General features: G+C 39.1%; 22 protein-coding genes and 1 tRNA gene. 13 read left to right on the top strand and 10 right to left on the bottom strand.

What is annotated here, in order from left to right; all coding sequences use genetic code 11:
- Positions 1 to 45 precede the first annotated feature (45 nt).
- The 3 genes from gatB to gatC are packed head-to-tail and all read right to left on the bottom strand — an operon-like array spanning position 46 to position 3361.
- Positions 46 to 1515, bottom strand: a complete 1470-nt coding sequence (gene gatB, locus AWW73_RS15100; protein ID WP_062850061.1) for an Asp-tRNA(Asn)/Glu-tRNA(Gln) amidotransferase subunit GatB — start codon at positions 1513 to 1515, stop codon at positions 46 to 48.
- Positions 1515 to 2993 (bottom strand): Asp-tRNA(Asn)/Glu-tRNA(Gln) amidotransferase subunit GatA, encoded by a 1479-nt coding sequence (gatA, locus tag AWW73_RS15095; protein WP_062850060.1) that lies wholly within the window; start codon positions 2991 to 2993, stop codon positions 1515 to 1517. Before gatA ends, gatB begins: the two co-directional genes overlap by 1 nt.
- 53 nt (positions 2994 to 3046) lie before the next feature.
- The gene (gene gatC, locus AWW73_RS15090) at positions 3047 to 3361 is read right to left on the bottom strand and encodes an Asp-tRNA(Asn)/Glu-tRNA(Gln) amidotransferase subunit GatC (RefSeq protein WP_000107699.1); all 315 of its coding nucleotides are present in this window, start codon (positions 3359 to 3361) and stop codon (positions 3047 to 3049) included.
- A gap of 133 nt (positions 3362 to 3494) precedes the next feature.
- Between gatC and AWW73_RS15085 the strand changes: the two genes are divergently transcribed.
- From AWW73_RS15085 to AWW73_RS18815, 6 genes are all read left to right on the top strand, one after another.
- Complete coding sequence (locus tag AWW73_RS15085) at positions 3495 to 4535, top strand: rod shape-determining protein (protein WP_000601379.1); 1041 nt, start codon at positions 3495 to 3497, stop codon at positions 4533 to 4535.
- 16 nt (positions 4536 to 4551) lie between these two features.
- The gene (mreC, locus tag AWW73_RS15080) at positions 4552 to 5409 is read left to right on the top strand and encodes a rod shape-determining protein MreC (protein ID WP_016143153.1); all 858 of its coding nucleotides are present in this window, start codon (positions 4552 to 4554) and stop codon (positions 5407 to 5409) included.
- On the top strand, positions 5396 to 5887 hold the full coding sequence (gene mreD, locus AWW73_RS15075; protein ID WP_002116279.1) for a rod shape-determining protein MreD: 492 nt from the start codon (positions 5396 to 5398) through the stop codon (positions 5885 to 5887). The genes mreC and mreD overlap by 14 nt, the downstream gene beginning before the upstream one ends.
- A complete protein-coding gene (locus AWW73_RS15070) occupies positions 5875 to 6435 on the top strand; it encodes a Maf-like protein (RefSeq protein WP_031949195.1) in 561 nt (186 codons plus the stop codon). Before mreD ends, AWW73_RS15070 begins: the two co-directional genes overlap by 13 nt.
- Before the next feature lie 113 nt (positions 6436 to 6548).
- A complete protein-coding gene (rng, locus tag AWW73_RS15065) occupies positions 6549 to 8003 on the top strand; it encodes a ribonuclease G (protein ID WP_062850059.1) in 1455 nt (484 codons plus the stop codon).
- A gap of 139 nt (positions 8004 to 8142) precedes the next feature.
- The gene (locus AWW73_RS18815; RefSeq protein ID WP_002116397.1) at positions 8143 to 8316 is read left to right on the top strand and encodes a PA1571 family protein; all 174 of its coding nucleotides are present in this window, start codon (positions 8143 to 8145) and stop codon (positions 8314 to 8316) included.
- A gap of 29 nt (positions 8317 to 8345) precedes the next feature.
- Here the strand turns inward: AWW73_RS18815 and AWW73_RS15060 are convergent, their stop codons facing one another.
- Together AWW73_RS15060 and AWW73_RS15055 are read right to left on the bottom strand one after the other, a co-directional pair.
- Positions 8346 to 9731, bottom strand: coding sequence for a WS/DGAT/MGAT family O-acyltransferase (locus AWW73_RS15060; protein WP_016143156.1), 1386 nt, complete (start codon positions 9729 to 9731; stop codon positions 8346 to 8348).
- Between the two features lie 171 nt (positions 9732 to 9902).
- The gene (locus AWW73_RS15055) at positions 9903 to 10637 is read right to left on the bottom strand and encodes a phosphoadenylyl-sulfate reductase (RefSeq protein WP_005064416.1); all 735 of its coding nucleotides are present in this window, start codon (positions 10635 to 10637) and stop codon (positions 9903 to 9905) included.
- Between the two features lie 184 nt (positions 10638 to 10821).
- Here AWW73_RS15055 and thrH point away from each other — a divergent pair, with 184 nt between their 5' ends.
- Positions 10822 to 11439, top strand: coding sequence for a bifunctional phosphoserine phosphatase/homoserine phosphotransferase ThrH (gene thrH, locus AWW73_RS15050; RefSeq protein ID WP_016143370.1), 618 nt, complete (start codon positions 10822 to 10824; stop codon positions 11437 to 11439).
- Positions 11440 to 11495: 56 nt separating this feature from the next.
- Here thrH and AWW73_RS15045 read toward each other — a convergent pair whose 3' ends face one another.
- Positions 11496 to 12926 (bottom strand): OmpP1/FadL family transporter, encoded by a 1431-nt coding sequence (locus AWW73_RS15045; RefSeq protein WP_062850058.1) that lies wholly within the window; start codon positions 12924 to 12926, stop codon positions 11496 to 11498.
- Between the two features lie 599 nt (positions 12927 to 13525).
- Positions 13526 to 14224 carry an NAD(P)H-dependent oxidoreductase gene (locus tag AWW73_RS15040; protein WP_062850057.1) on the bottom strand — a complete coding sequence of 233 codons (699 nt, stop codon included), beginning with the start codon at positions 14222 to 14224 and terminating at the stop codon, positions 13526 to 13528.
- 157 nt (positions 14225 to 14381) lie between these two features.
- Here AWW73_RS15040 and AWW73_RS15035 point away from each other — a divergent pair, with 157 nt between their 5' ends.
- Positions 14382 to 15407 carry an AraC family transcriptional regulator gene (locus tag AWW73_RS15035; protein ID WP_062850056.1) on the top strand — a complete coding sequence of 342 codons (1026 nt, stop codon included), beginning with the start codon at positions 14382 to 14384 and terminating at the stop codon, positions 15405 to 15407.
- Between the two features lie 48 nt (positions 15408 to 15455).
- Here the strand turns inward: AWW73_RS15035 and AWW73_RS15030 are convergent, their stop codons facing one another.
- Positions 15456 to 16448: a fatty acid desaturase family protein gene (locus AWW73_RS15030; protein ID WP_062850055.1), complete on the bottom strand. Its 993-nt coding sequence runs from the start codon at positions 16446 to 16448 to the stop codon at positions 15456 to 15458.
- Between the two features lie 105 nt (positions 16449 to 16553).
- Positions 16554 to 17354, bottom strand: coding sequence for a PaaX family transcriptional regulator C-terminal domain-containing protein (locus tag AWW73_RS15025; RefSeq protein WP_061874869.1), 801 nt, complete (start codon positions 17352 to 17354; stop codon positions 16554 to 16556).
- 353 nt (positions 17355 to 17707) lie between these two features.
- Here AWW73_RS15025 and AWW73_RS15020 point away from each other — a divergent pair, with 353 nt between their 5' ends.
- The 4 genes from AWW73_RS15020 to hchA all read left to right on the top strand — a co-directional run bounded on the left by AWW73_RS15020 (position 17708) and on the right by hchA (position 21707).
- Complete coding sequence (locus AWW73_RS15020; RefSeq protein ID WP_016143364.1) at positions 17708 to 18526, top strand: undecaprenyl-diphosphate phosphatase; 819 nt, start codon at positions 17708 to 17710, stop codon at positions 18524 to 18526.
- Between the two features lie 158 nt (positions 18527 to 18684).
- Complete coding sequence (locus AWW73_RS15015; protein WP_062850054.1) at positions 18685 to 19581, top strand: AraC family transcriptional regulator; 897 nt, start codon at positions 18685 to 18687, stop codon at positions 19579 to 19581.
- Positions 19582 to 19612: 31 nt separating this feature from the next.
- Positions 19613 to 20623, top strand: coding sequence for an NAD(P)H-quinone oxidoreductase (locus tag AWW73_RS15010; RefSeq protein WP_081409653.1), 1011 nt, complete (start codon positions 19613 to 19615; stop codon positions 20621 to 20623).
- Positions 20624 to 20831: 208 nt separating this feature from the next.
- Positions 20832 to 21707, top strand: a complete 876-nt coding sequence (gene hchA / locus AWW73_RS15005; RefSeq protein ID WP_062850052.1) for a glyoxalase III HchA — start codon at positions 20832 to 20834, stop codon at positions 21705 to 21707.
- 13 nt (positions 21708 to 21720) lie between these two features.
- On the opposite strand, the gene AWW73_RS15000 is transcribed toward hchA, so the two are convergent.
- Positions 21721 to 21793 (bottom strand) — tRNA-Arg (locus AWW73_RS15000).
- Between the two features lie 309 nt (positions 21794 to 22102).
- On the opposite strand from AWW73_RS15000, the gene AWW73_RS14995 reads away from it, so the two are divergent.
- Positions 22103 to 22357 carry a TIGR03643 family protein gene (locus tag AWW73_RS14995; RefSeq protein WP_031949182.1) on the top strand — a complete coding sequence of 85 codons (255 nt, stop codon included), beginning with the start codon at positions 22103 to 22105 and terminating at the stop codon, positions 22355 to 22357.
- Positions 22358 to 22374: the final 17 nt, after the last annotated feature.

Below are 22374 nucleotides of genomic sequence, written 5' to 3'. Positions count from 1 at the left end.
AAAGCCCCGATAAATCGAGGCTTTTTCTTGAGTTGACTAGTCAAATTAACCAATCAATTTTTTCATTAATTCGTTTACTTGAGCAGGGTTGGCTTTACCCTTAGATGCTTTCATGACTTGACCAACAAGACCGTTAAAGGCTTTTTCTTTACCAGACTTGTATTCTTCAACCATTTTTTCATTGGCTGCAAGCACTTCTTTAATGATTGCTTCAATTGCACCTGTGTCGGTTTCTTGCTTTAAACCTTTTTCAGTAATGATGTCATCGGCAGATTTACCTTCCGATTCCCACATAAAGCCAAAGACTTGTTTTGCAATCTTACCGCTAATGGTGTTATCAACAATGCGTGCAATCATGCCGCCAAGTTGTTCAGCAGAAACAGGAGAGTCTGCTAAGTCTAGGCCTGCTTTGTTTAACGCACCTGAGAATTCACCCATTACCCAGTTTGCTGATACTTTACCTTGCTTCGCACCGCCAGCAGCAGCCACAACAGCTTCATAGAAGTCAGCCATTTCGCGTGAGAGCGTAAGTACATGAGCATCGTATTCAGTTGCACCAAAGTCTGCAATAAAACGTGCACGGCGAGCAGCAGGTAACTCTGGAAGTGCAGCGCGAGCAGCTTCAATTTGTTCATCTGCAATAATCACGGGTAACAAGTCTGGATCTGGGAAGTAGCGGTAGTCATTCGCTTCTTCTTTAGAACGCATAGAACGCGTTTCCATTTTGTTTGGATCGAACAAACGAGTTTCTTGGTCGATACTTCCGCCGTATTCCAAAATCTCCATTTGGCGTTCAATTTCAACATTGATCGCTTGCTCAATGAAACGGAATGAGTTGAGGTTTTTAAGCTCACAGCGTGTACCAAATGGTTGGCCCGGACGGCGTAAAGACACGTTACAGTCGGCACGGAATGAACCTTCAGCCATGTTACCGTCAGAGATACCTAACCAGCGTACCAGTGTGTGAATCGCTTTAATGTAAGCAACCGCTTCTTCAACCGAACGCATGTCAGGTTCAGAAACGATTTCAAGCAAAGGTGTACCAGCACGGTTTAAGTCAATGCCAGACATACCTTCAAATTGGTCATGAACAGATTTACCCGCATCTTCTTCAAGGTGAGCACGAGTTACACCAATGCGTTTAGTCGTACCATCTTCAAGTTGAATGTCGATGTGACCCAAGCCCACAATCGGGTTGTCCATTTGGCTAATTTGATAGCCTTTTGGTGAGTCAGGGTAGAAGTAGTTTTTACGTGCAAACACAGATGCTTGGTCGATGTAAGCATCGATTCCTAAACCAAAGCGAATTGCAAGATCAACTACTTTTTCATTCAGCACAGGCAACACACCTGGCATTGCCAAGTCTACAAGGCTTGCTTGTGTGTTTGGGTCTTGACCAAATTCAGTTGATGAACCTGAGAAAATTTTAGAATTGGTTGCAAGCTGAGTGTGAATCTCGATACCAATAACGACTTCCCAACCGTCAATCAATTTCAACTTTTGAGCTTCAGCCATTATGCATTCTCCTCAGCAATTGCCGCACGTTGAGTATGGAAATCGGTGTTTTGTTGGTATTGATGAACAATCGACAATAATTGTGATTCTGACCAATAGTTACCAATCAACTGTAAGCCTACAGGTAAGCTGTCTTTATCAAAACCAACAGGAGCATTAATCGCTGGTAAGCCTGCCAAGTTCACTGCAAGTGTATAAATATCGCCTAAATACATTTCAGTTGGACTTAAGTTCGCACCAATTTTATATGCAGTTGTTGGAGCAGCAGGAGCAGCAATCACGTCTACATTTTCAAATGCTTTTAAGAAGTCTTGTTGAATTAGACGACGTACTTTTTGAGCTTTTACATAGTAGGCATCGTAATAACCCGCAGAAAGCGCGTATGTACCAATAAGGATACGGCGCTGAACTTCTGGACCAAAACCTTCCGAGCGAGAACGTTTGTAAAGATCCATCAAGTCAGCTGGATTCTCACAGCGGTAGCCGTAACGAACGCCATCGTAGCGAGACAAGTTAGATGATGCTTCTGCTGGCGCGATGAGGTAATAGGTTGGTACATAAGCTTCGGTCATGTTGAGGTCAATCTCAACAAGAGTAGCACCCATTTCTTCAAGCTTTTTCAAAGACTCTTCAACACGTGCTTTAACGTCTGCATCTAAACCTGCAACGTTAAAGTATTGTTTAGGAATACCAATGCGTAAACCTTTTACAGATGTGTTATTCAAGTTTGCAACATAGTCATCAACTTCTTTTTTAACAGAGGTTGAGTCTTTTGCATCGTGACCTGCAATTACATTCATGAGGTAAGCACAGTCTTCAGCAGAGTGTGCCATTGGACCCGCTTGGTCTAAAGATGATGCATAAGCAATGATACCAAAGCGAGATACACGACCATAGGTTGGTTTTAGGCCTGTTAAACCACAGAAAGAAGCTGGTTGGCGAATTGAACCACCTGTATCAGTACCTGTAGCAAATGGTGCTAAATCAGCCGCTACAGCCGCAGCAGAACCACCTGATGAACCACCCGGAACATGGTCAAGTGCCCATGGGTTACTTGTTGCGCCAACATATGAGCTTTCAGATGTTGAGCCCATCGCAAACTCATCCATGTTCACTTTACCTAAAGTGACAAGACCAGCTGCTTTAGTTTTTTCAACAACAGTTGCATCGTAAGGAGAAATGAAGTTGTCTAGTATTTTTGAACCAGCAGTCGTTTTAATGCCTTTGGTACAAAAGATATCTTTATGCGCAAGAGGAATACCCGTTAAAGCTGTTGCATTACCTGCTTTTAGTGCAGCATCGGCAGCGTCAGCTTCGCGAAGCGCCTGTTCAGGTGTAACCGTCACATAGCTTTTAACTTGTGGGTCAATTTTAGCAATACGTTTTAAATAGTGTTCAGTCAGTTCGCGAGATGAAAACTTCGCTTGGCTTAAGCCCTCAGCAAGTTCACGAATTGATAAGCGATGTAAATCAGTCATGAGTAAAATTTCTTTACATTCAAAATAGGGAAGATGGGTTAATTGAGTAAAAGTTATTCAATCACGCGAGGAACAAGATACAAACCGTCTTGAGTTGCAGGCGCAACCGCTTGGTATTCATCTCGATGATTGCTTTCAGTTACCACATCAGCACGTAAAGGTTGAGGATTGTCAAAAGGACTTTTCAAAGGTTCTACGCCTTCCGTATCAATGCCTTTTAAGGTTTCCATCATGCCTAAAATTTTATTTAGACTTTGAGCATATTCAGCAGATTGCGTATCATTGAGCGACAATCGAGCAAGATTGGCGATTGCTGAAACTGTTTGTGCATTTAAATCTGCTGAATGCTGTGCATCCGATGTAGACATAACATCACCTAATCAGTATTAAAAATTTTCAAAATATCGTGCGTTATAATAAGCGATTGACTTGTTCAAATCATCACATTTAGTTTAAAGTTGCCACCTTGCATCCACATGAAAGTTTAACTGAGAACGAACCGTGATTCTAAAACGACTAATTGGCTTGTTTTCGCCGGATCTAGCCATTGATTTAGGTACAGCAAATACACTTATTTATGCACCAGGCCGCGGCATTATATTAAATGAACCAACAGTTGTGGCAATTCGTCACAGTGGTTCACAAAAAATTGTTGCTGCTGTAGGTCTAGATGCTAAGCAAATGCTGGGCCGTACGCCTGCGAATATTTCTGCAATTCGTCCAATGAAAGACGGTGTAATTGCGGATTTTGAAGTGACTGAAACCATGTTGAATCAGTTTATTGGTAAAGTTCACGAAAAACGTTTGTTCCCACCTGCACCTCGTGTAGTTGTATGTGTACCATGTAAATCAACTTTGGTCGAGCGTCGTGCGATTCGCGAAGCAGTATTTAATGCTGGTGCCCGTGATGTTCGTTTGATTGAAGAGCCTATGGCAGCAGCAATTGGCGCAGGTATGCCAGTTGAACAAGCATGTGGTTCTATGGTTGTGGATGTTGGTGGCGGTACAACAGAAATTGCAATTATTTCATTGCAAGGTTGCGTCTATGCTGACTCTTTACGCATCGGCGGCGATGTTTTTGATGAGCAAATCATCAATTATGTTCGTAAAGCTCACGGTTGTGTGATTGGTGAAACCACTGCTGAAATTATTAAAAAAGAAGTAGGTATGGCTGTTTCTGATGGTACAACATTAGAAATCGAAGTACGTGGCCGTAACCTTGCAGAAGGTGTGCCTCGTGCAATTACCGTAACTTCTGACGAAATTACTCAAGCAATCTCTGATCCATTACAAAGTATTGTAAGCGCTGTTAAATCGGCACTTGAGCAAACTCCTCCTGAACTTTCTTCTGATATTGCTGAGCGCGGTATTGTATTGACAGGTGGTGGTGCGTTACTTCGTAACCTTGATAAATTATTAGCTCAAGAAACTGGTTTACCGGTTGTTGTTGCTGAAGATCCTCTTACTTGCGTAACCCGTGGTGGTGGTAAGGTATTGGAATTCTTCGACAATCCGAACCATGACATGCTTTTCGTCGGTTAAGTTTAAGGATTAGGCGGTGCAACCGAATATTTTTTCAAGACAGCCGCCATCTTTCCGCTCGTTCATTATTGCGGTCATTACATGCTTGGTTGTGCTGTTCTTTGATTGGCGCATGCCTTATGTAATTCAGCCAGCAAGGGATGTCTTGTACGCTGCATATAACCCAATTTATGCATTGGCCAGTTATCCAGTACTGTCGAGAGAATGGCTGAATCAACAAACAAAATCTGAAGCACAACTGCGTCGTGAAAATACCGCGATGCAGGCTGAGCTTTTACAAGCTCAAGTCCGCTTACAGAAACTTTCTGAATTATCTGCTGAAAATACCCGTTTACGAGGACTTCTTGATACACCGTTAATTATTGATGGTCGTATGGAAATTGCCGAAGTGATTGGGACAGATGCAGACCCATTGCGTCATATCATCATTATTAACCGAGGTTCTATGGACCATATCAAGGTCGGGCAAACGGTTTTGGATGATAAGGGGATTATGGGGCAGATCATTAATGTATACCCTCATAGCTCACGTGTAATGTTGTTATCAGATAAAGAGCATTCACTGTCGGTACGTCTTGAGCGTACAGGAATGCGAGCAATTGTTTCTGGTACAGGTGATTTAGGCCGTTTAAAAATGGAATATGTTCCGACCAGCGCTAATATTCTGGTGGGTGATAAAGTGTTTAGCTCAGGCTTGGGTGAACATTTCCCAGCAGGTTACGCTGTGGGTACAGTTGCCAAAATAAGACGTCATAATTCAGGTGAGTTTGCTGAAATTGATGTCACACCAGCAGCGCAATTAGCCACAGGGCACCATGTAGTTGTACTTTTCTCTGAGTCCTTAGCGAAGGAGCAGCCTTATGCCGATCGCTAAACTCAAACGAGAAAAGCGTAAAGACCCATTATGGGGAATTATTCTCTCCGTTATTGTGGGTTCTGTACTCATGGTTTATCCGCTATCTTATGATATTTCAGGCTGGCGGCCTCTATTCATGTTGATGATCATGCTATTTTGGGTAGTATGTCAGCCAACATGGTGTGGGGTCTGGTTCGCATTCGGGATGGGGATTTTTACAGACTTATTGCTTGATGCGCCTTTAGGTCTCAATGCCTTAAGCTTTGTAATTGTGACTTTTCTTACCCGTTTTTTAATTCGGGAACGCCGTATTTTAACTTTTGTTAATTTATGGACGATAGCAACGCTGGTCATTATTGCCCACTTAGCATTTATGTGGGTAACACAGACTATGGGTGGAATTCATTTTTCGATTGCTAGACATTGGCAACCTTTGATGACAAGTATCATCACGTGGCCAGTCGTCTATTATTGTTTGGCAAAATGGCGCATATAGTTTTAGCATCTAGCTCTCCTCGTCGGAAAGAGCTGTTACAACAGCTAGGCTTAGATTTTGAAATCTATAGTCCTGAAATTGATGAGTCTGTTCATGAAAATGAGCTTGTTCATCATTATGTTGAACGTTTGGCTAGAGAAAAAGCTCAAACTGTATTGAAGCTTTTTCCAGAAGCAATTGTTATTGCTGCCGATACTAGTCTTGGACTTGATGGTCAAATTATTGGTAAGCCTGAATCGAAAAATCATGCCTTTGAAATCTGGAAGCAATTATCTGGACGTTGGCACGATGTGTTTTCTGGACTATGCGTTGCGACTCAACAACAAATGTTAAGTCAGGTAGTGCAAACACAAGTTGAGTTTCAGCACCTGACTACACAAGATATGGAAGATTATTGGACCACGGGTGAGCCTGTTGGAAAAGCGGGTGGATATGCAATTCAAGGAATTGCCTCGCAATATATTCCCCAAATTCAAGGAAGTTATAGTAATGTGGTAGGACTTCCTTTATACGAATTTGCACAGTTATTAAAAAGAGTAAAGACATAAGGGGTTGTTATCATTCTTAAGTGAATAGCATTGTCGACGAACACTAGACAAAGTTAAAGTTAACAGCTTCTCTGACTCTTTAATAAAAATTTTATAATGCTTTGAGTTTATGTATGTCAGAAGAACTACTTATTAATGTCACGCCTATGGAGTGTCGGGTGGCATTAATCGAAAATGGAACTGTTAATGAGCTGTATGTCGAACGTACAGTCAAGCGCGGTCTAGTCGGCAATATTTACAAAGGTAAAGTAGTACGAGTGCTTCCGGGCATGCAAGCTGCTTTTGTGGATATTGGTTTGTCTCGAACAGCCTTTTTACATATCAATGATATGGTTTGGCCTCGTTCACAGCCTACGCCAAATGTCTTTGAGCTATTACATCCCGGTCAAACGCTTACTGTTCAAGTCATGAAAGACATGTTGGGTACAAAAGGCGCACGTCTGAGTACAGATCTTTCAATTCCTTCTCGCTATTTAGTTTTAATGCCATATGGAAATCACATTGGTGTTTCTCAGCGTATTGAGTCAGAAGAAGAGCGAGAGCGACTGCGTAATATTATTGAAGGTATTCAAACTGAGCATAATTTACCTGGTAGCGTGATTGTCCGCACAGCCGCCGAAGGTGTCGATGAGGCAGAAATTGCCCAGGACATGTGCTATCTGAGTAAGTTGTGGGAATACATTCAGCGTAAACAAACTGACGTTGCTGTTCCTTCTCTAATTTTTGAAGAGCTCCCATTACCTCAACGTATTATTCGAGATTTGGCGAGTGAAGAAACGGCAAAGATTTATGTCGATTCGCGAGAGATTCATGCAAAACTGCTTGAGTTTGTAGATGAGTTTGTCCCGAATATGAAGAGTCGTCTTATCCATTATCCGGGAGAGCGACCGCTATTTGATCTTTACAATGTTGAAGAAGATATTCAAAAAGCCTTGCAAACCCGCGTAGCTTTGAAGTCGGGCGGCTATCTGATGATTGACCAGACTGAAGCGATGACAACGATTGACGTTAATACAGGTTCGTATGTCGGTGGTCGTAGTCTTGAAGACACGGTTTTTAAAACCAATATGGAGGCGACTCAAGTTATCGCGCGTCAACTCAGATTGCGTAATTTGGGTGGTATTCTCATTATTGATTTTATTGACATGCAAGAAGCAACTCACCGTGAAGAGGTGATGCGTCAGTTTGAGAAAATGCTTGAGCGAGATCACGCTAAGACCAAAATTACTCAAGTCTCAGAACTTGGTCTGGTCGAAATGACGCGTAAACGAACTCGTGAATCATTAGAACACTTGTTATGTGAATCTTGTCCAACGTGTCAGGGGCGTGGTTTTGTCAAAACAGCAGAGACAGTGTGTTACGAAATATTTCGCGAGATATTACGTTATACGCGCGCATTCGAGTCAACGAGTGGCTTTACTGTTGTTGCCAATCCTTCTGTGATTGACCGATTATTAACAGCAGAAGCACCAGCAGTAGCCGATTTAGAGCATTTTATTAACCGTGTTATTAAATTTCAGGTCGAAAATTTATATACGCAAGAGCAATACGATATCATTTTAAGTTAAAGTTGTAACAAGATATCGCTTAATCCTTGTTACAACTGAAATTTTACTTTCATTCATGAATTTTAAATACTACTTACATACAGTAGCCGTAGACGTTCTCCCTATTAAACGTCTTAGCAAACAATAAGAGGTATAACCCATGAATGTAAGTGAAAATTTAATTAGCAATGGTCTTAAACATGTTTTAGAAAGCACGCCAGTAAATAGCTGCTATATGTTGAATGACCAAGGTAAAGAAGTACCAATCACAACTGCAATGATTCGTTCAGTATGTCATCAGTTGCTTAACCAGTGCCGCACAATCAAAAAATAAGGGGCCAATTTAAAGCCCCTTAACTTTTACTAACTTGCTGAATGATGTTTCAGTTGTTTCTCTGCAATAATTTCTTCAAAACGTTGAATCTCATCTTCTAAATGAGTCAAAAGGTTTTGCATTTTTGGTAAAGCATTTCGGCAAGCTGTTAATCCAACTTCAAGCTTATCTAAATAGCTGGTCATGGTAATGTTTAGAGCTTGACCATCCATGACAATCGAAGCAGGGTAGAGGGCATCTAATTTCGCGCCATTCCAATAAAGCGGCTCACGTGGTCCTGGTACATTCGAAATCACTAAATTGAAAGCCTGACGCTTAGGAAGCATTCCTGACATGATGTTTAATCCTGCCGGACCATAAACAACTGCACTATAGTTTAAAATTTCATTAGCTGTCATGCGGCTAAAGCGTTGCTTTGAATTTTGCATGCTACGGCGAATGATTTCTAGGCGTTCTAAGGGTTGATCTTTATGAGTCCCCAAATTGGCCAAAATCATGGTAATTCGGTTACTCATATCAGAATCATCTGTACGTAATGAAGCTGGAACCATCGCAATAAGTGGCTTTTTAGGTAAGCTGTTTTGGCTAATCAAATATTCACGTAAAGCCCCTGAACATACAGCCAGCACAACATCATTAATCGTCACGCCTAATGCTTTTGAAATTTTTCTGAGGCGGCTCAGTTCAAATGATTGGGCCGCAAAACGACGTGAAGCACTTACTCTTTGGTTTAAAATAGAAACTGGTGCCTGAAAGGTAGAAACATAATCAGGATTTTTACCCATTTCTTTGAAGATTGTCTGAGATAGCTCTTGCATGACTTTCGGAGCGATATCGAGTTGGGACTTAATTCCACCTAAAATACTTTTAATTTTACTTGTACTTGGCGTCGGTACTTTTAGACGTTTAGTTCTTTTGCTCTCAACACACCATAAAGGAACGACGTGTTTCTCTTCTGGTGTTTTTGATAGAGATTTTTCGATCAAACGCATGCCAGCGACACCATCTACCATTGCATGATGTATTTTAAAATACATGGCAAAACGATTGCCTTCGATTCCTTCAATAATGTCACAGGTCCAAAGTGGCTTTGCGCGATCAATTAGTGAGCTATGCTGCTGTGAAATATAAACCAATAATTCACGAATACGGCCTGGATGAGGCAAAGCAATGTGGCGAAAGTGATGATCGATATCGAATTCTTCATCTTCATCCCAAAATAAGCCATTTAAACGGTTATTGAAGGGAGGAATAGGAATACTTTTTGAGCGTCTAATATCTTCTACTAAATCATGTACAAAGGTTTCTGGTGCATTTTCAGGAATTTCAAATAAAAATAATCCACCGACATGCATGGGTTGCTGTCTTTTTTCGAGTGACAGAAAAATGAAATCAATTGGGTGTAATGGACGCATAAATCATCGTGCCTCATGCATTTTTCTAAGAAGCCCTTATCTGAGCTCTTGTTAGAATTATAGAACCGTAAAATTAAGTATATAGCGTTTAGAGTAGAGAAAATATGACTTTGTGTACGCAACATGACACAAAAAAAACCACTGATTTACCAGTGGTTTTTTGATAAAAAATTACTTTTTCATATTGCCTGCATGTAATCCACATTCTTTTTGAGTGGCTTCTTCCCACCACCAGCGACCTTCACGCTCATGTTGGTTTGGTAATACAGGTCGAGTACATGGTTCACAGCCAATAGAAACAAAACCACGCTCATGAAGAGGGTTATATGGAATCTCCATCATACGGATATAACTCCATACTTCAGCACTTGTCCAGTTCGCTAAAGGATTATATTTAATAAGTTGCTTACCTGGACCAGAGAAACCTGCGTCAGCTTGTACTACTGGAATTTCTGTACGTGTACCAGGGCTTTGATCTTTACGTTGACCTGTAATCCAGCCATCTAAAGTCGCAAGTTTTTTACGTAAAGGCTGAACTTTTCGAATACCGCAACATTCTTGATGCCCATCTGTGAAAAAGCTGAATAAACCTTTTTCATTGACCATGTTTTGGACAGCTTCAGATTCAGGGAAACAAATTTCGATATTGATATTGTAGTGTTTACGGACAGTTTCAATAAATTGATACGTTTCAGCATGTAGGCGACCAGTGTCGAGACTAAAGACACGGAACGGCTTACCCAAACGTGAAGCAATATCAATTAAAACAACATCTTCTGCTCCCGAAAAAGAAATTGCGATTTCACCTTGTTGGCTTAAGGCAAGTTCTAAAATTTCTCGTGGGCTTTTGGTTGCATACTCAGCAGCAAGAGCATCTACGATGTCAATAGTCGGAATAACGGTCATGTGTGTTCCTGGCAAAAGGCTTGGGCGCATTGAGTTATGAAAAATATTCTAAAGGATAGTTGATAAAGTGCTTAGCACTTTAATTTCGATCCTTATGAATAAAATTGATTTGATCAATAACAACGCAAAACTGAAAATCTTAATGGTATGATACAGCAATTTTTAACCAACGTTGGAAGCATTCATGGAAATCGTATGCCTAGATCTGGAAGGGGTTTTAGTTCCTGAAATCTGGATCAATTTCGCAAAAAAAACAGGGATTAAAGAACTCGAAGCAACTACTCGTGATATTCCGGATTATGATGTTTTAATGACTCAACGTCTGAATATTTTAAAACAACACGGTTTAGGCTTAAATGATATTCAAGAAGTCATTGCCGAGATGGGGCCATTACCAGGCGCAAAAGAGTTTGTTGAATGGGTGAGTACGCATTTCCAACTCGTGATCTTATCAGATACCTTCTATGAATTTGCGCATCCTTTAATGAAGCAATTAGGATGGCCAACGATTTTCTGTCATAAGTTAGAGACAGATGAAGAAGGAATGATTACGGCTTATAAATTACGACAACCAGATCAAAAACGTGAGTCGGTTAAAGCACTACATGGTTTAAATTTCCGTGTAATCGCAGCTGGTGATTCATATAATGATACAACGATGCTTGGTGAAGCTGACCATGGTTTCTTGTTTGATGCGCCAGAAAATGTGATTGCTGAGTTTCCACAGTTTCCTGCTATCCGCGGATATGATGCATTAAAAGAAGCAATCCGTTCAGTTTCACAGCGTAATATCCCAGCTTAAAAACAAATAATAAAAAAGGCGCTTAAAGCGCCTTTTTTATTATTTGTTTTTAAAACTTAGAATTTATAACCAAGTTTTAAACCATAAGCGATAGCATTGTTGTCAGAAAAGTCTGCAACATATTGATCAGTACCTGCTTGTGCACCAGTTTGAGCTTTAGCATCACCCAACCAGAAGTATTTTACACCGCCAGCAAGGAAAGTTTGTGGAGTCGGACTATATTGAAGACCTAAGCCTACGTTCCAGTAACCTTCAGTTGGGCCTAAGGTTGTTACAGGGTTACCCGCGCCAGAGTCCCAGCCCACAGAAACGTTACCCGCCCACTTATCAGTAAGTTTACGGCCAACACCGGCGTTAACAGACCATTGGTCATCAGAATATTCAACTAAGTTAAAACCATTTGGACGTCCAACAAGCCCACCTACAGCTTCCGATACTTTGCCGAATTTATATGGTTGAATCGAGAAGTCTTTCCAGTTTACCCATCGTACATTCGCGAATGCCACTGTATTTGCCATGATACCTGTTTGGAAATCAAGGTTTACAGATTGAGGGGTAGTAATTGTAGTTTTGCCTTCTGAATTAATAGCTTGAAGCTTAGATGCAGGAACATCTAAACCAGCGAGCACAGAAGTAAGACCAGGGAAATTTAATAAAGATAAGTCTTCATTAATATTGGTTTTATGGTCGATTTCAGAACGATAAGTTAAAGATGCTTTAAACGCAATTTCTGGAATTTGATAAGCTGCACCTGCTAACCAACCTACACCAGTAGTTTCTTTAATATTCGCATCATAACCATTGTAAAGGCTATAAGCTTGACCTCGAAGACTTACATTACCTTTAACTGTTTGTAATACTGGACCCGCATAGAAGTTAAAGTTTTGGTTTGGTTGGAAGCCAAAAACAAAAGATAAGTTTTGTGTATCTACCTCTACTTTAGTTCCGCCAGTGCCTAAATAATTATTTGCTACAGCAAGAGCACCAGCAAGTTGTTGAAATTGAGGACTTGCTAAAACTTGGCCTTTTGCTATTGCTAAGGTTTGATCATTTACAGGTAAACCTTGTGCTACTAAAGCTTCTTTTGCTTTTTTAGTAACAATCCCGTCAATTGCACCAGCTGATAAAACTGAGTCAGACCCTGAGTTTGAAACAAATGCATTATTACCTGTGTATTCTGCATCTGAACCAAATGGTTGATCGTAAAGTAAACCAAAAGAAAATTTATCGTTAAGTTGTAGTTTTAAGGCTGCACTTGGGAAAAAATAATCATCGGCCATATCGCCAATATTACGATTTGTTGGGCTTGATCCTGCTTCTTTACCCGATACATCTGGATCTAAAATAGAAATACCAGCTTCAAAGTAGTTTCCAGGCTGTAAAAATGCAGACATTGATTGTCCAGAGCGATCCAATGCTGCTGCAAAAACCCCAGTTGCAGGCAGCGTTGCTAAAATCATTGCAGTGCTCAGATGTTTTAATTTCATTTTAATCTTTCCTTGAACTTCAAGACATTTTTTTAAAAGTAACAGAGTTAAACCGTTTAAACTGTGTTGCCTTCAAAGCTCCTAATTACAACTAATAGAAGCTTTGATAACTCCATGTAACAAAAATAGCATAATTACAATAAGAGTAAATCTGTTATATGAACTGAAGAGTACTCACTTTTTATACAAATAATGTCGATAATGGATGAAAAATGAAGGAATATTTTCATTGTTAATTTATTTTAATTAATTGATATTTATATTTTTTATCTATTATTAGTAGCCTCTGTTTTTATGACATTTTTGTCACAAATCCAAGAAAAATGGTCAAAGATTTTTTTGTAAAAATATGAATTAAATGATTATGAAATGAGTATTAGTCGTCATTTTTAGTTGATAAGTCTAGTTTCTCTACATCTGTATATTATTGATTCACTTTTATATTCTTAATTTTATAAAAAAGTTTAGCTTAATTTTTTTACCATTTGATCTATTTTTTGAGCGAATTTGGCCTCTATATTTAAAAGTTCGAAGTAAGAAAATAACCGAAAATAATAATCTAGATTCGGTTATTTAATTTTTAGAGCTAAAACATACCATTAAAATGGATATAGTTTTTCATCAAATTGCTCAAGCTTAGGGAATATTAAAGGTTCGAGCTGGTCTAGATAAGTGAGATAAGTTCCATAATCTTCCAGAAGGACTTCTCGTGCTTCTTGGCTAATATATGGTACATGATAAGCAATAAATGGTGGTAAAACCTCAAAACCCGCATATGCCAATGTACCACGCTGAATTGGTGATAAATAATTTTCAATTGGGCCATGAATTGAGTTTTCTCCAAACATATGGGTTCTACCACCGAGTGTTAAACACAGCATGGCTTTTTTACCAGTCATTCCGCCGTGGTTATAAAAGCGTTTACCACCGTAAAAGAGTCCTGAAACAAATACACGATCAATCCAGCCTTTTAAAATTGCTGGTACAGATGTCCAATAAAGCGGGAAATTTAAAATAACTAAATCAGCTTTTTTTACTTTTTCTATTTCTGCTTGAATATCTGGAGCTAGAAGTTGATTTTTGCTGGCATTTCTTTGCTCTAATGCGTAGTTAAAATAATCAGGTTGGTTAAGCTCCAAAAAGTCCTCTTTGGATGCAACTGGGTTAAATTGCATCGCATATAAATCTGAAACTTCTACGCGGTGCCCCAATTTTTCTAAGGTTTGCTTGGCTGTACTTTTTAGAGCAGCGGTAAAAGACTGTGGTTCTGGATGAGCATGGACAATCAGAATGTTCATAAGGTGACCTATATTCTTTTTCAGAAATTGTGCTGTCTAGTGCAATTCGGCGGATTTTGTTTTGAATAACTATGCATCAATTTAAAAGCATGGCATAGTTCATGAACAGACAGTTTTTACCATTTCACGCCATTTTATTTTGCTCAATGGGTCGCTCATGAATCCAGAATTACCCGGAACTTATATTAATTTAATAGTAGAAACTATTAAGCGATGGGGTGTCTCTGGTGAGCAGCTTTTAAATGGAAGTGGAATAACTTTAGACCAATTAGAAAAGCCTTACTGGTATGTCGAGTTCAACATTTTAAATCAGCTTATTGAACGGGCGATCAAATTATGCAAAGAGCCAGCATTAGCTGGGTATTTAGCTTTAAGCATGACGGCTTCATATTATGGTTCAGTCGGAATTGCTGCCATAGTTTCTCCAAATTTAGGAGAAGCGCTGAAAATACTTGAACAATTCATTGGTTCACGTTGTAAGGTTTTTAAACCAGAATTAAAACAAGAAAATAATGATGCATGTTGGTCAATTCATCAGCCCGTCAATGCATTTCAGCTGAGCCCAAATGCCAACATTTTTTTGTTAGTCGGTTTTGTTCAAATTGCGAAAAAATTAACAGGGCTTTCTCATTTGGGAAAAGTTGAATTACAAATGCCAGAGCCGATAGGTTTTGACCAAATCAGTCATCAACTGGCTGTGACTTGTTTATTTAACCAAAAGCGTAATCGTTGGATATTTCCAAAAGAGTATTTAAAACAACCTGTATTAACGGCAGACCCAATGCTAGCGCCATTGTTAAATGCGCAATGTAAGCGGAATATAGAGAAGTTAAAGTTAAAAGATGGTTGGAAAGGGCGAGTCAAACAAGTTGTTGAAAAATTGCTTTTGGATGGGGAGGGGGAGACATTAAAAGTTGGGCAAGTGGCTCAAATCATGAATATGTCAGAGCGAACCTTACAACGTTATTTAGCCCTTGATCATACTAGTTTTACACTCTTGGTTGACTCACTGAAAAAGGAGCAGGCCCAGAAACTTTTAACTCAAAATAACATGTCGGTCGAAAAAGTTGCTTTAATGCTAGGTTATGCCGAGACTTCTCACTTCACTCGTGCGTTTAAGCGTTGGATGGGGGTAACGCCAAAATATTTCCAAACCCAGCATAAAATGGCTGATTTAAATTAAAAGGCCATAAATTTAAATTCATGGCCTCTCACTTATTATTTGAGTCAATTAAGTAGATTGTTCTGGCTTAGAGGAGAGCGATTCAATCACTTCAAAATAGCTAGGTGGTGCCGGAACATGACCGCGGTCTCTTAATAGTCGATGCACGCGCGGCAGTTTGAAGTAGGGCGCCGAAGCCATTAAGTGATGCTCCATGTGGTAATTGACATGAATAGGCGCCACAAAGCTTCTAGCAATCCAACCTGCACGTGTTGTTCGTGTATTGGTTAAAGCAGTATTACTCGTTTGCATACCTGCATGTTCGGCCATTGAGCGAATTCTTAAAAATAATGGAAACGGTGTTAAATAAGCTAGGGGCCATAACCAATAAAACCGCTGTTGACCGAAAGCTTTTAAAACACCATAAAGAGCGATATTGGTTGCAATGGCGCCGCTACTGTTTTTTATAAGACTTTTTGCATAATCAACGAAATCTTTATTGCTTCGATCTAGCCAGACTTGATCATTTGCAACAGTCCATTTCATTAAATCGAGATCCATTAACACTCGGCCAAAGCTAAACTTTAATCCGGTCATACCCGTTAAGTCGCGTAAGAATTTACGAGTAAGAGATTTCTTACTTACAGGAAAACCAGAAACTAAAGAAAGGTCAGGGTCATCTGGAGTAGAGGTTTTTGCATGATGGCGGACATGGTGTGCGCGGTATTTTTGTAGATCATTCCAGATTGGACGGGCGCATAGCCATTCACCTACGAAGTCATTTATTTTCTTATTTTTAAATAGGCTTTTATGCGATGCATCATGCATCAAAATCGCTAGGCATAACTGGCGACCTGCCAATATTGCTAAGGCAAGCATACAAGCAAGTAATTTGCCCCAGTTAGGTAAGTAATCCCACATCATGATTAAGCTAGCAAATGTTCCGCCAATAACGGCCCATGTGCTTGCAACAGCCCAAGCACCGTAAATATCTGAGGGTTGTGTGAGCTCCTGTATTTCTTCTCTGCTAAATAGATCGGTCACACTCACTTGTGCATTCATTTTTATTCTCCCAAATCAGATTTTGGCATTCATATTTTATATTACAAATGTAGTCATAAAATTTTAAAAAGTGAAATATTTGTTTGTAAAAAAATAAATCGTCTTTTAATGGGCTAATTCATTTTCATAAAGTTTCTGCCATAGCTTTTGTCCAATCGAATCGAGCTGCTGTACATTCTGAGCAAACTGATTGCGGGCATGTTCGTTAACAAATGGAGGGGGCAGCAGAGGATCATTCATGAGTAAGGTAATCGTTTCACGTCCTAATAACAAAGCTTGAGTCGCAGCTTCATTTAAGGATAAATTTTTATAGTTCAAAAGCCATTCTTGAATATCCTGACTATACATTTCATAGTTTTTTTCAAGCTTTTTGGTATCCCATAAAGAAGGAATTAACAAAACTGTTTTTGAGTCAAATTTTTGAATAATAGAAATTTTGGCTTCATTTTCAAGACCCGCTATAACGAGCTCTTCACATGTTTTTTCAAAGCTATACGCTAAATTATCTGGACGTATGTAAATACCAGTTTCGAGCTCTCTAAAACCAAATTGATGTAGGGCGTGCTCTCTCTTTTTTAAAGCGGTCCGATCTATACGGCCTAAAGTTCCAGTAAATACTGCCAGATAGTGCTGTTGCCATTCTTTAGTCTGCTTAATGCCATTTTTACGATTCAAAATGACTTTTGCCCATTCTTTGGTTGAAGGCGAAAGTTGATAAATACCGCGCTCGACGCTTTCAATCATGCCTTCATTTAATAGCCGAGTCGTCGCAACACGAATACCGTTGTCACTCATATTAAAGAGTTTAGCGGCAATCAATATTTGTTTAATGGTGAGCTGAGGATAAGCTGAGGAAAGAAATAGATCGATAATAAGATGACGTGCATTAATTTTGGTATTTTTCATTCAGATAGAATTTTTGATATGAGTTGCATTTGAACAGAATAATATCATGTTTCTTTAAGGACATTTTAAGATGATTTTGTAGAGTAAGTAAGGGCGAAAAGCTTTATCTATAACAAAAAAAATTTTGGCAGTTCTTAACCAAGTTTTATCTTTTTACGATAGTTAACCCAAGTTTGTCATCATGTTGTGATACATTATCGCACTTTAAATAAACTGCCTTTAACTAGGGGCAATAACCACAAACGTTAGAAATGATCTGATATTGAACATGTGTTAAGTCTAATTTTAGGCTTATCAGTTTCGATAAAACAAATTTTAGATCGTTCTAATGATTAACTTTCTTTGAGCAAGTTATGGAAAATTTTGAAGTTATAAAAGCACTGTTTTTAGGCTTTGTCGAAGGCTTAACTGAATTTTTACCCATCTCGAGTACAGGCCATTTAATTTTATTTGGTCATATTATCGATTTCCACTCAGACGGCGGTCGTGTATTTGAGGTCGTAATCCAGTTAGGTGCTATTTTGGCAGTGTGCTGGTTATACCGACAAAAAATTATTAACTTGATTAAGGGATTCTTTAGTGGTGATGTGGAGTCACGTCATTTTGCGATCAGTGTGCTTATTGCATTCTTTCCAGCAGTCATTATTGGCGTTTTAGCTGTCGACTTTATTAAAAGTGTTCTATTTAGCCCAATTGTGGTTGCGATTGCTTTGATTGTCGGTGCCCTGATCATTTTCTGGGTTGAATCTAGACAATTTGAACATAAGACACTCGATGCAACTAAAATTACTTTTAAACAAGCGTTTTTAGTTGGTCTTGCTCAATGTGTGGCGATGATTCCGGGCACTTCACGTTCAGGCGCAACAATTGTGGGTGGAATGTTTGCGGGCTTATCACGTAAAGCTGCTACAGAATTCTCTTTCTTCCTTGCAATGCCAACCATGTTGGGCGCTGCAACTTTTGACTTAATTAAAAATGCTGACGTACTTACCTCAGACAATATGGTTAATATTGGCGTAGGTTTCGTTGCTGCTTTTATTGCCGCGCTGTTTGTTGTAAAAGCATTGGTACTGTTTGTAGAGCGTCACACGTTACGTGTATTTGCATGGTACCGAATTGTACTTGGTGTAATTATTTTAATTGCAGCAATGTTCTTCAATTTATCAGCTTAAAGAGCTTGATAAAGTGAAAAAACCTAGAATGCTCTAGGTTTTTTTATGCCTAAAAATTGATTTGAATTGCCTATTTATACAAAGTAAACGTAAGACAGATGTTTTCATTTTAGGTTCATTGTTATATTGATTATTAGATTACCTCTCACAATAAAACTATGCCGCAAAATCATCTTACAGAACATTTGGTCGATGCATTTTTGCACTTGGCTCCAGCAGAAGGTCTTTATCCTACTTTTATTTCTAATATCACTTTAATGCGGGTAGATCATTCCACGAAACCTATTGCTGTGCTGCAAGAACCCTCAATTGTTTTAGTGATACAGGGATTAAAGAGAGGGTATATTGGTAAAGAAATCTTTCAGTTTCAACAAGGGCAGTGCCTGTTCATCTCAATTGCAATACCATTTGATTGCGATACTGTGGTTGAAAATGATGAACCAATGCTGGCGATAGCAATAAAATTTGAACCACAAATGATGGCTGATCTCATTACTAAAATGGATAAACAGCAACAAGTGATTACTGAAGATGCCCACTCGGAAGATTTAGAATTAAGCTGTGGGCTTAGAGTGATTGATATGAATACGATCATTTCAGAGGTCGCTCTAAGATTGCTCAATTTACTTCGTTCTAAACAAGATACTTTTATATTGGGTGAGCAAGTTAAAAGAGAATTGGTTTATCGTGTGGTGCAAGCTTCAGGTAGTAATCTAGTCGAGAGTTTATCGGCTATGACTAGTCGAGATGGCGTAATTTACACCATTTGTGAAATTATTCAGCGTGATTATTATCATAACTTAACGGTTCAAGAGTTGGCGAAACAAGCGGGCATGAGCATATCGCTTTTTCATCAGACTTTTAAAAAGGTGACGAATTATTCACCCTTACAGTACCTCAAAATTACTCGGTTACATAAGGCACGCGAACTTATCATGAACAATAAAATGGGTGTGGCAGAAGCAGCCTATGAAGTTGGTTATGTCAGTGCGTCACAATTTAGCCGAGAATTTAAGCGACTGTTTGGCGTTCCACCCAAGTCATCAATTATTTAACGTAGATTAGTATTTGAAATATAAATCAAACATGGAGCATTTTATGACCTTTCCAACAACCATGAAAATTATTGAAATTACGGCTCCCGGTGGACCTGAGGTTCTAAAAGTTCAAGATGCTAATATTCCAGCACCTCAAGCAGATGAAGTCTTAATTGAGGTAAAGGCTGCTGGAATTAACCGCCCTGATTTATTGCAGCGTATGGGGTTATATCCAATGCCTAAAGGTGTTACTCAAATACCGGGGCTTGAAGTCGCTGGTGCTGTGGTTGCGGTAGGTGAGCAAGTCGATCAATTCAAGGTTGGTGATAAAGTTTGTGCTCTAACAAATGGCGGTGGTTATGCTGAGTACTGTGCGGTAACTGCAACCCAAGTATTGCCAATACCTGAAAATTTATCATTTACGCAAGCTGCTGCGATTCCGGAAACATTTTTTACGGTTTGGGCAAACCTCTTTGATATTGGCCGTTTAAAGAAAGATGAAACCGCACTGATTCATGGTGGGGCAAGTGGGATCGGAACCACTGCTTTAGCCATTTGCCACGCTTTGGGGATTAAAACTTTTGCTACCGTTGGTAGTGAAGATAAAGTTGAAGCACTCTCTGACTTAACCACAGCAATTAATTATAAAACCCAAGATTTTGAGCAAGAAGTTTTGAAACATACCCAAGACCAAGGTGTTGACGTCATTTTAGATATTGTGGGTGGTTCCTATTTCACGAAAAATTTAAATCTATTAAAACGTGATGGCCGACTGGTCATTATTGGTTTTATGGGGGGGCGTATTGCAAAAGAATTTGATTTACAAAAACTGATTTTAAAACGTGCCACAATTACGGGTTCAACGATGCGAGCGCGTAATAGCCAAGAAAAAGCACAAATTGCCCAATCTTTGCATGAGCATGTGTGGCCATTACTGGCAGAAGGTAAGTGTTTACCTCAAATCTATAAAACGTATGCTTTTTCAGATGTACAAAGTGCTCATGCGTGTATGGAGCAGGGTGATCATATTGGAAAGATCGTTTTAGAAATGAATGCGTAATGCTGTAATCATTAAAGTTTGGGCGAACGACGGGTTTGCCTAAACTGAATTTTATAATTCTAGATTCTGCCTATTTCTCTATAAAAATTGCCAAATTCTATTGGTAGATTGCACCAGTTCTATAACTTCACCTATAAATTGAGTAAGAAATAACAATTGGTTCTTACCTTATTATTTCTTTCCATACTGATGAAAAAGGATAGTAACAATGAATACCGCAAATATTGATGATAAAAATCCTACTCCAGATTTGGCTGAAGATAATGCCTTTTTCCCATCACCTTATTCACTGAGTCAATATACTGCTCCTAAAACCGATTACGATGGCACGACTTATTCAACGCCGTATACAGGTAATAAAAAAGTTTTAATGATTGCAACTGATGAGCGTTACATCCAGATGCAAAATGGTAAGTTCTTTTCAACAGGCAACCATCCTGTAGAAATGCTTTTACCGATGTTTCATTTAGATAATGCAGGCTTTGAAATTGATGTTGCGACACTTTCAGGGAACCCTGCTAAACTTGAAATGTGGGCGATGCCAAAGCAAGAACAAGTGGTGTTAGATACTTTCCAGAAATATGCAGATAAATTAAAAAATCCATTAAAACTAACTAATATTTTAGAAAACGCAGTGGGGGAAAACTCTCCATATGCGGCTGTATTTATTCCGGGTGGGCATGGCGTATTAGCTAAAATTCCACATAGCCTTGAGGTGAAAAAAGTCCTGAAATGGGCGGTTGAACAAGATAAATTTATTATTACTTTATGTCATGGTCCAGCTTCATTACTTGCTGCCGCAGTAGATGAACAGCCAGAAAACTATATTTTTAAAGGCTATCAAATTTGTGTATTCCCTGATTCATTAGATAAAGGAGCAAATATTGATATCGGTTATATGCCGGGGGCTTTACCTTGGCTAGTAGGGGAAAACCTTGAAAAGCTCGGTGTCGAAATTTTAAATAAGGGCATTACAGGTCAATGTCATAGAGACCGTAAATTGCTAACTGGTGATAGTCCGCTTGCTTCTAATAATTTAGGCAAACTTGCAGCTGAAACATTGTTGGCTGAAGTGAAGGATTAAGTTTAGAAGTATGTGCGCCCTGCGGGACTCGAACCCACGTCGGTCGCTTAGGAGGCAACTGCTCTATCCAGTTAAGCTAAGGGCGCATAATTTTATGATTATAAACAAAAAAGCTATTGCCAAGGCAATGGCTTTTTCATGTTTTAGGTATTAAAACTTTTGCCACAGTGACTAATAAAAATAAACCTGTACCACTCAACCGTTTCTAGCCGCTTATTTCTTTTGAAAAACAGTTTATAAAGCTAAAAAATCACAAAAAATTCATGTTGATCTTTCTATGATTTCAGGCAAAACACGAGAGAGTTTAAGACAAGCAATTGAGTAAATGAAACTATTCCCGAAAGGTTATTTGTTAAAAATCAGATTTGACTATCTATAATTCAAAAGGGCATAACATGAAAAAAATTGATGAACAGGACTTATCTAGAATTATTGAAATGGCATGGGAAGATCGAACCCCATTTGAAGCAATTGAGCGAGAGTATGGCTTACGTGAAAGTGAAGTTATTCGTTTAATGAGATACAACCTCACAACCAATAGTTTTAAACTTTGGCGTAAACGTATGGCAGGGCGTAAAACTAAGCATCAGCAATTACGTTCACCAGAGGTTGAACGAGCTTACTGTTCGCGTCAGTATAAATATGCATAATTTTCTGATCATAAATA

This window comes from Acinetobacter lactucae, from assembly GCF_001605885.1.
GTDB lineage: Bacteria > Pseudomonadota > Gammaproteobacteria > Pseudomonadales > Moraxellaceae > Acinetobacter > Acinetobacter lactucae.
This window is presented reverse-complemented; position numbering and strand designations above follow the sequence as displayed.